Origin of the sequence: Tepidanaerobacter syntrophicus (assembly GCF_001485475.2) — a bacterium.
GTDB classification, from domain to species: Bacteria; Bacillota; Thermosediminibacteria; order Thermosediminibacterales; family Tepidanaerobacteraceae; genus Tepidanaerobacter; species Tepidanaerobacter syntrophicus.
This window is the reverse complement of record NZ_DF977002.1, coordinates 1-13417: the sequence shown is the minus strand read 5'-3', so window position 1 is coordinate 13417 and position 13417 is coordinate 1. Positions and strand designations below refer to the sequence as shown.

Genomic DNA, 13417 nt, shown 5'->3' with positions numbered 1-13417 from the left:
ATGGCAGAAAGTTATCAAAATATAGCTATAAGAAAAAATCTCATTTCAAAAGAAACTGTTCTTGTGCCGAAAAAGACTTTTGGCTCTGTTCCGATAAATGTTGCTTTAGTATATCCTAATACTTACACTATTGGCATGTCAAATTTGGGATTTCATTCTATTTTTTATCAAGTAAATTCTCGTGATGATGCCCTTTGCCATCGAGCATTTTTTTCTCTTAAAAACAGTATAGATGATTATATAAATACACTTGAAGCTGACAAGCCGATAAATGAATATGACATAATCGGTTTTTCTATATCCTTTGAGTTAGATTATATAAATATTCTAAAAATCCTTGATACCATGGGTATTCCTTTGTCTTCAAAAGAGAGGCAAGGGCCGCTGATAATGGCTGGCGGACCTGCCCTTACTTGCAATCCAGAACCTCTTGCAGATTTTATAGATTTTTTTGTAATAGGTGAAGGAGAAGAGATTATCCATGAAATAATCAAAACATACAGAGAACATAAAAGCAGCAGCAAAGATGAAATCCTTGAAGCTTTAGCTCAAATTGAAGGAGTTTATGTACCACAATTTTGTAATGTTGACTATGATGAAACGGAAAATGTTGCAGATATAAAAACACATCCGAAAGCGCAAATGCCGGTTAAAAGACGTTGGATAAAAAATCTAGATGATTATAACACTGAATCAGTAATCCTAACTCCATACACCGAATTTAAAAACATGTTCTTACTTGAAGTGTCTAGAGGATGTGGCAGGAATTGCAGATTTTGTATGGCAGGCTATTGCTACCGAGTTCCGCGCCAACGTTCACTGGATAAAGTCCTGGAAAGAGCTGAGTACGGGGCAAGATTTATGCAGAAGATTGGCCTTGTAGGAGCAGCTGTTTCAGACTATCCTTTTATTGATAAGCTTGCTGAAGAACTTATAAAAAGTCGAATAAAATTTTCCGTATCCTCACTGAGAGCAGATAGCCTTCGGGAGCCTCTTATGGCAGCTCTTGCATATAGCGGCCATAAAACGCTGACAGTTGCTCCGGAGGCGGGCTCTGAAAGGTTGCGCAAAGTGATTAATAAGGGTATTTCAGAAGAACATGTTGTAAATGCAGCAAAATTAGCACGAAAGTTTGGCATTAAAAATTTAAAGCTATATTATATTATCGGCTTGCCTTATGAAAAAAACGAAGATATAGACGAAATGATAGAGTTTTTAGTGGCTTTGAAAAATACTTTTAAAAATTCCTATAGCAATTTAACAGTAAGCATAAATCCGTTTATTCCAAAACCATTTACACCTTTTCAGTGGATTGGTATGGAAGATATAAAATCACTGAACGAAAAAATTAAATTGATTCAAAATAAACTGAAGCCTCACGGCATAAAAGTAATTTTCGAAAGTCCTCGCATGTCGGAAATTCAAGCTGGGCTTGCTAGGGGAAACAGGCATACAGCTAAGTTACTTTATGAAATATATAAAAATGGAGCGACTAATTCGGCTTTTTCAAAAACAAAAATAGACGGCAAGGGCTTAGAATTTTATGCACATAGAGAAATCGACAAAAAAGCTGTATTGCCTTGGGAGCACATCAATATAGGGTTATCTAAGGCTTATTTCCTTGGTGAATACAATCGGGCAACAAATGGACAACCAACCGAAAAGTGCACTGAAGAAAAATGCCAAAAATGCCGAATTTGTCAAATTAAATAGCTGCTTACTTATCCAAAAATCAAAATTTAACTTGACTTTGCTGCTTTTTTCAGAAATAATGTTAGCAGGTAATATAAGCTGATATAAATTTTTAAAACATATAATATACGATGAAATGGAGAAAATAAAATGAGCTTTACTGTTGCGATTGTAGGCAGGCCTAATGTAGGCAAATCCACGCTATTTAATAGAATTATAGGCAAAAGAATTTCAATTGTCGATGATAAACCTGGTGTTACTCGGGATAGAATATATGGAGAAGCTGAATGGAACGGAAAAAGATTTACTTTAATTGATACAGGCGGAATTGAGCCGACGGTTAAAGAAAAGGACATTATTTTAAACAAAATTAAGCAACAAGTTGATTTTGCAATTGACAATTCAGATTTAATATTGTTTGTAACTGATGGAAAAGACGGTTTAACTTCTACAGATTTAGATATTGCCGACATTTTAAGAAAAAGCGGCAAAACCGTTATACTTGTGGTTAATAAAGTGGACAATTTCGACAGCACAAAAATAGACAACGAATTTTATAAGCTTGGCTTTGATGATGTAATTTTTGTTTCTGCAATTCACGGCCTTGCAACAGGAGACTTGTTAGATAAGATTACAAGCTATATAATCGATAGTGGTCTGGACAACGGAGAAGAAGAAATAGTTAAAGTGGCTGTTATAGGCAGACCTAATATAGGAAAATCATCTCTTGTAAATGCTATACTCGGAGAAGAACGAGTGATAGTAAGTGATGTTCCGGGAACAACACGAGATGCTATTGATTCATACTTGGAAGTCGATGGTAAAAAAATGCTGCTTATCGATACTGCCGGGTTAAAAAGAAAAAGTAAAATGAGCGAAGATGTGGAATATTACAGCATGCTTCGTGCTCTTTCTGCAGTAGAGCGAGCGGATGTAGCACTACTTGTTTTGGATGCCACAGAAGATATTTCAGAACAAGACAAGAGAATAGCGGGAATTGCCCATGAAGCAGGAAAGGCAATAATAATAGTTGTAAATAAATGGGATTTAGTAGAAAAAGATTCTTATACAGCAGACGAATTTAGTAAAAAAATCAGAGATGAATTGAATTTTATAAAATATGCTCCGATAGTTTATATTTCGGCAAAAACCGGCCAGCGAGTGGGACAAATCCTAGAGCTCATAAATCGCGTTATGGAAAATTATACTCTCAGAATAAAAACAAGCGTGCTAAATGAAGTTATAAGAGAAGCTACCGCAGTGACAGAACCGCCGTCAATAAAAGGTAAGAAATTGAAATTGTATTATGCATCTCAAGTAGCTGTAAAACCTCCTACATTTTGCTTTTTCGTAAATGATATAAACCTCTTTCACTTTTCTTATGAACGATATTTGGAAAATGTTTTGCGTAAGGCCTTTGGCTTTGAGGGAACTCCTATAGTTATAAAGCCAAAACAACGGAAGGGAGAATCTTAGCGGTGCCAAAAGTAGCAGTAGTTGGTGCAGGAAGTTGGGGGACTGCCCTTGCAAATATATCGGCGCAAAATTTAAATGATACCTATTTGTGGGTCCGACGCAAAGAGTTAGCAGAAGAAATGAAAAAAACTTGCGAGAATCAAGTGTATCTGCCGGGAGTAAAGTTTTCTTCGCGAATCAATATATCCATAGATTTGGAAGAAGTAACAACAAACAGTGATATTGTTATTTTAGCAGTTCCTTCTCATGCCGTAAGAAGCATGGCCAAGCAAATTCGCAACTATTTAAAAAATGATGCGATCGTGGTGAGCGCGGCTAAAGGAATAGAGATCGACAGTTTTAAAAGAATGTCAGAAGTTTTATTTGAAGAACTGCAAGAACTTGAGTGCAAAGATAACATAACTACACTTTCCGGCCCGAGTCATGCTGAAGAAGTTATAAGAAATTTGCCAACCGCCATTGTATCTGCATCGCCGAACCAAAAGGCGGCAGAAATAGTTCAAGACACATTAATGTGCAGCAACTTTAGGGTATATACCAACACCGATATAATTGGAGTAGAACTTGGGGGAGCTTTAAAAAATATTATAGCGATCTGTTCCGGAATTTCAGATGGACTAGAATTTGGCGACAATAGTAAGGCAGCTTTAATGACTCGTGGTATAGCAGAAATGGCTCGAATGGGAGTAGTCCTAGGGGCTCACCCTGCAACTTTTGCAGGTCTTTCCGGAATAGGAGATCTTATTGTAACCTGTACTAGCTCCCTTAGCCGCAACAGACGTGCAGGTATAAAAATAGGTGAAGGACAAACTGTAAAAGAAGTTACAGAATCAACTCGTATGGTCATAGAAGGATTTAACACAACCAAAGCCGCCTTTTTCCTAGCAAAAAAACTTGGAGTAGAGATGCCGATTACTGAACAGGCTTATCTTGTTTTATTCGAAGGAAAAGATCCACTTACTGCTGTCAGCAGTTTAATGAACAGAAGTGGAAAATATGAACACGAGGATGTAATTCTGCAGAATTTTTTGTGTCCCAAAAAAAACGCGGAAAATTAGATTCCAACTTGCATTTTGCACTTATTTTAAAATAAGAAGGGATCCTTATGAAAAAAACTGCACATATTCGCGTCTATGGCATTGTCCAGGGAGTGGGCATGCGCTATTCGGTTTATAGAAAAGCTTTAAGCCTCGATCTTACCGGCTATGTAATGAATATGCCTGATGGAAGTGTGGAAATAGAGGCAGAAGGTGAAGAAAAGTCTATTTTATCGCTTATTGACTATGTTAAAAACGGTGTTCGATGGGCACAAGTTGATAAAATAGAAATAGAGTGGAGAAATTATGAGGGGAAATATAGGGAATTTGAAATTCGCGGGTGGTAATATAAATGAATGATCAAGCTTCAATATTCGATACGAACAAAGCGAATTCGAGCTCGGCTCCTTTAGCGGATAGAATGAGGCCAAGAACTCTTGACGAATTTGAAGGCCAGGAACATATTCTAGGGAAAGATAAAATATTAAGAAAATTAATTGAAAATGATAGCATAACTTCTATGATACTATGGGGTCCTCCGGGCACTGGAAAAACTACAATAGCCAGAATTATCGCAGAAAAGACTAATGCTAAATTTGAAAATTTCAGCGCTGTGCTTTCTGGCATAAAGGAAATCAGAGAAGTAATGAAAGAAGCCGAAGAACGTAAGCATTACGGACAAAGGACCTTGGTTTTTATTGATGAAATCCATCGGTTTAACAAATCCCAGCAGGACGCTTTTTTGCCTTTTGTTGAAAAGGGAGACATTATTTTGATTGGAGCAACAACTGAAAATCCTTCTTTTGAACTTAATTCAGCATTACTTTCCAGGTCAAAAGTCTTTATCTTAAAACCTCTAACTGTTGAAAATATAATTGCTATACTGAAGCGCGCACTTCAAGACGAAAAACGTGGCCTTGGCCGTATGAATATCGAAATCAGTGATGAAATTCTTGAAAAATTGGCAATTTACTCAAACGGCGATGCACGTATAGCGCTAAATACCTTAGAGCTGGCTTCTCTAATTGCATTGCCTGATAAAGAAGGTAAAATAGTTATTACTGAAGATATTCTAGAGGAAGCATTTCAAAAGAAAACACTTCTGTATGACAAAAAAGGTGAGGAACACTACAACCTTATTTCTGCATTTCATAAATCTGTCAGAAACAGCGACAGCGATGCGGCGGTTTATTGGCTTGCCAGAATGCTGGAAGCCGGGGAAGATCCACTATATATTGCAAGACGCATGATTCGTATTGCATCCGAAGATATAGGTCTTGCCGATCCCGCAGCAATTCAGCAGGCTGTTGCCGCATTTTCTGCAGCACACTTTCTTGGAATGCCCGAGTGCAACACCAGCCTTGCACAAGCGGCTGTATATCTTGCTCTTGCACCCAAGTCAAATGCTATTTATGTGGCATATCTAAAAGCAAAAGAAGATGCTGAAAAAACTCTTGCAGAACCTGTTCCTTTACACATTCGAAATGCTCCGACAAATTTAATGAAGGAAGCCGGTTATGGAAAAGGATATAAGTATGCCCATGATTTTGAAGATAAAGTGGCTTTTATGGAATGCTTGCCTGAAAACTTAAGGGGCAAAGAGTATTATCACCCTTCAGATGCGGGAGAAGAAAAAAGATTTAAGGAATTAAAGGGAAAACTTAAATCACTGCAAGGAAAGGAATAAAATAATCATCCACTATTGACAGCATTGGGAGGATAAGCATATGGATAAAATAAGAGTATTAGTTGTAGATGATTCTGCATTTATGAGAAGATATATATCAGATATAATTAATCAAGAACCGGATATGGAAGTGATTGATACAGCCGCAGAAGGGGACAGCGCAATTGAAAAAGTAAAGTTATTAAATCCGGATGTCGTAACACTAGATGTGGAAATGCCGGGTAAAAATGGGCTAGAAGTCCTAAGAGAAATAAAAAAGATAAGTCAAACTGAGGTAATAATGCTAAGCGGCCTTACCAAAGAGGGCTCTGCTGTTACAGTTGAAGCGCTTGGTATTGGCGCATTTGATTTTGTAGAAAAGCCCGGAAGAGCCACACTCTCCGAGATGCAAGATATGAAGCGAAATCTTGTGGACAAAATTCGATATGCATGGCGAGCTAAAGGCAAAAAATCAAGGATTAGTGTAGGCGTAACAGAAAAAGCTCCTCCTAAAAAAAGCCTGCCTCATATAACTTTGGCAGGTAGGATAGAAGCCATAGTTTTAGGAGCGTCTACCGGGGGACCAAAAGTTTTGTACGATGTTATTACCGCATTTCCAAAAGATCTAGATATACCGGTATTTGTTGTCCAGCATATGCCAGCCGGATTTACAAAAGCTTTTGCCGATAGACTGGATAAAAATAGCTCTCTAAGAGTTGTAGAGGCTCAAAATGAAGATATAATTAAACCCGGAGTTGTATATATAGCACCTGGAGGATATCATATGACTGTAGTTTCCGGGAAAATCATTCTTGATACATCTCCCCCTATTCACGGTGTAAGACCTGCTGCCGATAAACTTTTTATTTCTGCTGCAGAAGTTTATAAGAACAGGCTTATTTGTTGCGTTTTTACGGGAATGGGAAGAGATGGTGCAGAAGGTTTGCGAATAATTAAATCTAATGGTGGCATAACGATCGCACAAGATGAATCGACTTCAGTTATTTATGGAATGCCAAAAGCAGCTTATGAAACAGGCTGTGTTGATTTTGTGCTGCCTGACTATGAAATAGCAGAGACAATTGTCAAACTGGTAAAAGAAAGTCGCAACTCCTAAATATAAAGAGGGGGGATAACTATGTCCGGCTATTTAACAGACATAGAAGGAATAAAGATTGGGCATGCACAGGATTATGAAGCAGGTACCGGTTGCACGGTGATTTTATGTCCAAAAGGCGCAATAGGAGGAGTAGATGTAAGAGGCGGCGCTCCCGGAACCCGGGAAACTGACTTGATGGCTCCGGAGAATCTTGTGGAAAAAGTAAATGCAATTTATCTTAGCGGAGGAAGCGCTTTTGGACTTGATGGCGCATCCGGCGTAATGCAGTATCTGTCTGAAAACGGCATAGGCTTTGATACAGGAGCAGTAAAAGTTCCAATTGTTCCGGCAGCGGTGATTTTTGATTTAGATGTGGGAAATCCGATAAAAAGACCAGACTTTAATATGGGCTATGAGGCATGCATAAATGCAACAGAGAAAGATTTTGATTTGGGAAATGTTGGAGCCGGAACCGGTGCTACTGTCGGCAAATACTTTGGCAATGAATTTTCTATGAAGGGCGGTCTAGGCACTTCCCTTATACAAATAGGAGAACTGAAGGTCGGGGCTTTAGCAGTAGTTAATGCTCTAGGTGATGTTATAGATCCTGAAACCGGAAATATCTTGGCTGGAGCCTTAAATAAAACAAAAACAGATTTTATAAACACAGTTAATGCCATAAGGAGCGGTTTGATTTTGGGTAATAATCCTTCTATAGCTAATACTACAATTGGTGCTGTTGCAACTAATGCACGACTTTCAAAAGCTGCAGCACATAAAGTAGCCTCTATGGCGCATGACGGTTTGGCAAGAGCTATAAGGCCGGTTCATACTATGTTTGATGGAGATACAGTTTTCTGTCTTTCAATAGGCGATATCAAAGCAGAACCTTCAATTGTAGGAATTCTTGCAGCAGAAGCGATGGCAGAAGCTATAATCTCTGGGATTAAAAATGCAGAGCCCATGTACGGCAGAATTTCCTTTAAATCTTTCAAATAAGCTTGCGGCGCTGAAAAAGTGTGATATACGAAGAATATAAGAGGATTTTAAACGAGAAATTCATTTGTGATTATTAATCATAATTGAAGTTAGAATCGCCTTATGGTATATTAAAAAACGTTGGCGCCAAAAAAGATGACGCCGGCAGAATAAAGCCGAAAAGATTACAAAAGAGACAACTTGACAAGTTCGGCAAAATGTAGTAAAATAAAAATCCAGTCAGTAATAAATAGTTTTGATGGTCTTTGAAAACTGAACAGTGTTATGCCTGAAACGATAAACCATAATTCAATTCTTTTGTATCCAAGCTTTTAAAGCAACGATATAAAACATTAACATGAGAGTTTGATCCTGGCTCAGGACGAACGCTGGCGGCGTGCCTAACACATGCAAGTCGAGCGGAGTTTGGCCGGTTTTAATTTCGGTTAAAACCGGCCAAACTTAGCGGCGGACGGGTGAGTAACACGTAGGTAACCTGCCCATGACACGGGGATAGCTTCGGGAAACCGAAGGTAATACCCGATACCTTTACGCATCCAATGGTGTGTAAAGAAAGCGATTTAGCGGTCATGGATGGGCCTGCGTCCCATTAGCTAGTTGGTGAGATAACAGCCCACCAAGGCAACGATGGGTAGCCGGCCTGAGAGGGCGACCGGCCACACTGGAACTTAGATACGGTCCAGACTCCTACGGGAGACAGCAGTGGGGAATTTTGCGCAATGGGGGAAACCCTGACGCAGCGACGCCGCGTGAGCGATGAAGGCCTTCGGGTCGTAAAGCTCAGTCATTGGGGATGAAAAGGACAGTACCCAAAGAGGAAGCCCCGGCTAACTACGTGCCAGCAGCCGCGGTAATACGTAGGGGGCGAGCGTTGTCCGGAATTACTGGGTGTAAAGGGCGTGTAGGCGGGGATGCAAGTTACCGGTAAAAACCCGTGGCTCAACCACGGGCTTGCCGATAAAACTGCATCTCTTGAGTGTAGGAGAGGGAAGTGGAATTCCCGGAGTAGCGGTGAAATGCGTAGATACCGGGAGGAACACCAGTGGCGAAGGCGGCTTCCTGGCCTATCACTGACGCTGAGGCGCGAAAGCTAGGGGAGCGAACGGGATTAGATACCCCGGTAGTCCTAGCCGTAAACGATGGTCACTAGGTGTGGGTGGTGGTCAAGCCATCCGTGCCGGAGCTAACGCAATAAGTGACCCACCTGGGGAGTACGGCCGCAAGGTTGAAACTCAAAGGAATTGACGGGGGCCCGCACAAGCGGTGGAGCATGTGGTTTAATTCGAAGCAACGCGAAGAACCTTACCAGGCCTTGACATATAGGTGGTAGAGACCGGAAACGGAATCGACCCTTGGGAAACCAAGGGAGCCTATACAGGTGGTGCATGGTTGTCGTCAGCTCGTGTCGTGAGATGTTGGGTTAAGTCCCGCAACGAGCGCAACCCTTATACTTAGTTGCCAGCACTTAAAGGTGGGCACTCTAAGTAGACCGCCGTCGATAAGACGGAGGAAGGTGGGGATGACGTCAAATCATCATGCCCTTTATGGCCTGGGCCACACACGTGCTACAATGGCCTGAACAACGGGCAGCAAGGGAGCGATCCTAAGCTAATCCCTAAAAACAGGTCTCAGTTCGGATTGCAGGCTGCAACTCGCCTGCATGAAGTCGGAATCGCTAGTAATCGCGGATCAGCATGCCGCGGTGAATACGTTCTCGGGCCTTGTACACACCGCCCGTCACACCACGAAAGTTGGCAACACCCGAAGCCGGGATTAACCGTCGAAGGTGGGGTCAGCGATTGGGGTGAAGTCGTAACAAGGTAGCCGTATCGGAAGGTGCGGCTGGATCACCTCCTTTCTAAGGAGTATGACCGGGCATAACACTGTTTAGTTTTGAGAGACCATCCTCTCTCATATTTATTTTATGGGGGTGTAGCTCAGTTGGGAGAGCACCTGCTTTGCACGCAGGGGGTCAGGAGTTCGAGTCTCCTCATCTCCACCATACAGTAAGAAAAATTCTTGGGCTTGTAGCTCAGGCGGTGAGAGCGCACGCCTGATAAGCGTGAGGTCGATGGTTCGAGTCCATCCAAGCCCACCAATTAGCAGATTTTTTCATTTCTGTACCTTGAAAACTACACAGTGAGGAAAACAAAGCATCAAATCCAAATATCAAGTTCCAAATATCAATTTTTAACAATTTCGCATAGGTCAAGCGAATAAGGGCACACGGAGGATGCCTTGGCGTAAGGGGGCGAAGAAGGACGCAGCTAGCGGCGAAACGCTCCGGGGAGCTGCAAGCAAGTTACGATCCGGAGATTTCCGAATGGGGAACCCCACTTGAGGCGAACCTCAAGTATCCCATACTGAATCCATAGGTATGGGAGGCTAACCGGGTAAACTGAAACATCTAAGTAACCCGAGGAAAAGAAAGAAACATTCGATTCCCTCAGTAGCGGCGAGCGAACGGGGAAGAGCCCAAACCATATATGTGTAAGGCCGCTGGCGTTGCATATATGGGGTTATGGACTGCCAAGCCAACAGCGGTAGGCAGGCGAAGGAATAAAGTAGCAGAACTCTGCTGGAAAGCAGGGCCAAAGAAAGTGAAAGCCTTGTATGCAAAACTTGATTTCCTAGCCGGCAGTTCCAAAGTACTGCGGGGCACGAGGCACCCCGTAGGAAGTCGGGAGGCCCATCTCCCAAGGCTAAATACCACCTTACGACCGATAGTGAACTAGTACCGTGAGGGAAAGGTGAAAAGAACCCCGGGAGGGGAGTGAAATAGAACCTGAAACCGTGTGTCTACAACCGGAGGAAGCGAAAGCGACCTCGTACTTTTTGTAGAACGGACCGGCGAGTTACCGCGCAAAGCAAGGTTAAGGAGTTAAGCTCCGCAGCCGACGCGAAAGCGAGTCTTAAAATGGCGCAAGTTTTGCGCGGTAGACCCGAAACCGTGTGATCTACCCATGGACAGGGTGAAGCGAGACTAACCTCTCGTGGAGGCCCGAACCACGTTGACGTTGAAAAGTCATGGGATGAGCTGTGGGTAGGGGTGAAAAGCCAATCGAACACGGAGATAGCTGGTTCTCCCCGAAATAGCTTTAGGGCTAGCCTTAACTTTACGCCCTCGGAGGTAGAGCACTGAATGGGCTAGGGGCCGAAAAGGTTACCGAACCCTATCAAACTCCGAATGCCGAGGAGCGATAGTTTTGAGTCAGACTGTGGGGGATAAGCTTCATAGTCGAAAGGGAAACAGCCCAGACCGTCAGCTAAGGTCCCTAAGTAAACCTAAGTGGGAAAGGATGTTGTACCGCGAAGACAACCAGGATGTTGGCTTAGAAGCAGCCATTCATTCAAAGAGTGCGTAATAGCTCACTGGTCGAGTGGTGCTGCGCCGAAAATGTAACGGGGCTAAAGGTTTACACCGAAGCAGCGGAAGCAAGCAACAGCTTGCGTGGTAGGGGAGCGATCCAGCAAGGCAGAAGCACATCCGAATGGCTGTGTGGACTTACAGGAAGTGAGAATGCCGGTATAAGTAGCGAACGACAGGTGAGAATCCTGTCCACCGAATGCCTAAGGTTTCCTGAGGAAGGCTCGTCCGCTCAGGGTAAGCCGGGGCCTAAGCCGAGGCAGTGAATGCGTAGGCGATGGACAACTGGTTGATATTCCAGTGCCACCTAAGGCCGCTATGAGCAATGGGGTGACGCAGGAGGGTAGGCTGAGCACGCCGTTGGTAGAGCGTGCCCAAGCGCAAAGGCAAGCCTGATAGGCAAATCCGTCAGGCCATGGCTGAAGCGTGATGGGGAGTGAAATTTAAGTAACGCAGCAGCTGAACCCATACTGCCAAGAAAAGCCTCTAGCAAGGCCAAGGGTGCCCGTACTGCAAACCGACACAGGTAGGCGAGGAGAGAATCCTAAGGTGAGCGGGACAACTCTTGTTAAGGAACTCGGCAAACTAACCCCGTAACTTCGCGAGAAGGGGTGCCTGAGTAGCTTTAGGGTAACCTAAGGCGAAAAGGCCGCAGTGAATGGGCCCAAGCGACTGTTTAGCAAAAACACAGGTCTCTGCTAAGGAGAAATCCGATGTATAGGGGCTGACGCCTGCCCGGTGCTGGAAGGTTAAGGGGAACGCTTAGCCGCTAGGCGAAGGTGTGAACCGAAGCCCCAGTGAACGGCGGCCGTAACTATAACGGTCCTAAGGTAGCGAAATTCCTTGTCGGGTAAGTTCCGACCCGCACGAATGGCGTAACGACTTGGGCGCTGTCTTGACAAGAGACCCGGCGAAATTGTATTATGAGTGAAGATACTCATTACCCGCGACAGGACGGAAAGACCCCATGGAGCTTTACTGCAACCTGATATTGGATTTCGGCATCAAATGTACAGGATAGGTGGGAGGCACAGAACCGGGTTCGTCAGGATCCGGGGAGCCGCCCTTGGGATACCACCCTTTTGATGCTGAGGTTCTAACCGCACTCCGTTATCCGGATGCGGGACATTGTCAGGTGGACAGATTGACTGGGGCGGACGCCTCCTAAAAGGTAACGGAGGCGCCCAAAGGTTACCTCAGCACGGTTAGGAATCGTGCATTGAGTGCAAAGGCATAAGGTAGCCTGCCTGTGAGACCAACAAGTCGAGCAGAGTCGAAAGACGGGCTTAGTGATACGGCGGCACTGTATGGAAGGGCCGTCGCTCATCGGATAAAAGCTACCCTGGGGATAACAGGCTGATCTCCCCCCAGAGTCCACATCGAAGGGGAGGTTTGGCACCACGATGTCGGCTCGTCGCATCCTCGAGCAGATGTAGGTTCCGAGGGTTGGGCTGTTCGCCCTTTAAAGAGGCCCGCGGGCGGGGTTCAGAACGTCGTGAGACAGTTCGGTCCCTATCCGTCGTGGGCGTTGGATTCTTGAAGGGAGCTGCCCCTAGTACGAGAGGACCGGGGTGGACGGACCGATGGTGTATCAGTTGTCGCGCCAGCGGCACAGCTGAGTAGCCAAGTCCGGCAGGGATAAGCGCTGAAAGCATCTAAGTGCGAAGCCCTCCCTAAGATAAGGTATCCCATCCCATTAAGGGAGTAAGGTCCCGGGAAGACTACCCGGTAGATAGGTCGGAGGTGTAAGAGCCGCAAGGCTTTGAGCTGACCGATACTAATAGACCGAGGGCTTGACCAAAATTTTCCTCACTGTGTAATTTTGAAGGTACAGCAAAATACATTCTCGGTGGCCATAGCGGAGGGGAAACACCGGTTTCCATCCCGAACACACAGGTTAAGCCCTCCAGCGCCGATGGTACTGGGCATTGCCCGGGAGAGTAGGTCGCTGCCGAGAATTTATTCATATCTAAACCGTTCCTCGATAGCTCAGCGGTAGAGCATTCGGCTGTTAACCGAAGGGCCGCAGGTTCGAATCCTGCTCGAGGAGCCATTTTTATGTACAAAAGTTTTAATATATA

The 13417-nt window shown here is 43.9% G+C and carries 7 protein-coding genes, 3 tRNA genes and 3 rRNA genes; all 13 read left to right on the top strand.

Annotated features, from left to right (window positions below; genetic code table 11):
- A complete protein-coding gene (locus TSYNT_RS07590) occupies positions 1 to 1713 on the top strand; it encodes a radical SAM protein (protein ID WP_059032910.1) in 1713 nt (570 codons plus the stop codon).
- 129 nt (positions 1714 to 1842) lie between these two features.
- Positions 1843 to 3168: a ribosome biogenesis GTPase Der gene (der, locus tag TSYNT_RS07585; RefSeq protein ID WP_059032909.1), complete on the top strand. Its 1326-nt coding sequence runs from the start codon at positions 1843 to 1845 to the stop codon at positions 3166 to 3168.
- A 2-nt stretch (positions 3169 to 3170) separates the two neighbouring features.
- Positions 3171 to 4226, top strand: coding sequence for an NAD(P)H-dependent glycerol-3-phosphate dehydrogenase (locus tag TSYNT_RS07580; protein WP_059032908.1), 1056 nt, complete (start codon positions 3171 to 3173; stop codon positions 4224 to 4226).
- Between the two features lie 47 nt (positions 4227 to 4273).
- Positions 4274 to 4552 (top strand): acylphosphatase, encoded by a 279-nt coding sequence (locus tag TSYNT_RS07575; RefSeq protein WP_059032907.1) that lies wholly within the window; start codon positions 4274 to 4276, stop codon positions 4550 to 4552.
- Positions 4553 to 4557: 5 nt separating this feature from the next.
- Positions 4558 to 5892 (top strand): replication-associated recombination protein A, encoded by a 1335-nt coding sequence (locus tag TSYNT_RS07570; protein WP_059032906.1) that lies wholly within the window; start codon positions 4558 to 4560, stop codon positions 5890 to 5892.
- Between the two features lie 40 nt (positions 5893 to 5932).
- Positions 5933 to 6988 (top strand): protein-glutamate methylesterase/protein-glutamine glutaminase, encoded by a 1056-nt coding sequence (locus TSYNT_RS07565; protein WP_059032905.1) that lies wholly within the window; start codon positions 5933 to 5935, stop codon positions 6986 to 6988.
- A gap of 21 nt (positions 6989 to 7009) precedes the next feature.
- The gene (locus tag TSYNT_RS07560; protein ID WP_059032904.1) at positions 7010 to 7969 is read left to right on the top strand and encodes a P1 family peptidase; all 960 of its coding nucleotides are present in this window, start codon (positions 7010 to 7012) and stop codon (positions 7967 to 7969) included.
- Positions 7970 to 8302: 333 nt separating this feature from the next.
- Positions 8303 to 9827: ribosomal RNA gene (locus TSYNT_RS07555) — 16S ribosomal RNA — on the top strand.
- A gap of 68 nt (positions 9828 to 9895) precedes the next feature.
- Positions 9896 to 9971 (top strand) — tRNA-Ala (locus TSYNT_RS07550).
- Positions 9972 to 9990: 19 nt separating this feature from the next.
- Positions 9991 to 10067 (top strand) — tRNA-Ile (locus tag TSYNT_RS07545).
- A 108-nt stretch (positions 10068 to 10175) separates the two neighbouring features.
- Positions 10176 to 13137: ribosomal RNA gene (locus TSYNT_RS07540) — 23S ribosomal RNA — on the top strand.
- Positions 13138 to 13181: 44 nt separating this feature from the next.
- Positions 13182 to 13293 (top strand): 5S ribosomal RNA (rrf, locus tag TSYNT_RS07535).
- Together the 16S, 23S and 5S rRNA genes with 3 tRNA genes alongside form the textbook arrangement of a ribosomal RNA operon.
- 21 nt (positions 13294 to 13314) lie before the next feature.
- Positions 13315 to 13389 (top strand) — tRNA-Asn (locus tag TSYNT_RS07530).
- Positions 13390 to 13417: the final 28 nt, after the last annotated feature.

What these genes read in the sequence shown, in the direction of transcription:
- TSYNT_RS07590 (WP_059032910.1), top strand. Translation starts at nt 1, where the DNA reads ATGGCAGAAAGTTATCAAAATATAGCTATAAGAAAAAATCTCATTTCA.
- der (WP_059032909.1), top strand. Translation starts at nt 1,843, where the DNA reads ATGAGCTTTACTGTTGCGATTGTAGGCAGGCCTAATGTAGGCAAATCC.
- TSYNT_RS07575 (WP_059032907.1), top strand. Translation starts at nt 4,274, where the DNA reads ATGAAAAAAACTGCACATATTCGCGTCTATGGCATTGTCCAGGGAGTG.
- TSYNT_RS07570 (WP_059032906.1), top strand. Translation starts at nt 4,558, where the DNA reads ATGAATGATCAAGCTTCAATATTCGATACGAACAAAGCGAATTCGAGC.
- TSYNT_RS07565 (WP_059032905.1), top strand. Translation starts at nt 5,933, where the DNA reads ATGGATAAAATAAGAGTATTAGTTGTAGATGATTCTGCATTTATGAGA.
- TSYNT_RS07560 (WP_059032904.1), top strand. Translation starts at nt 7,010, where the DNA reads ATGTCCGGCTATTTAACAGACATAGAAGGAATAAAGATTGGGCATGCA.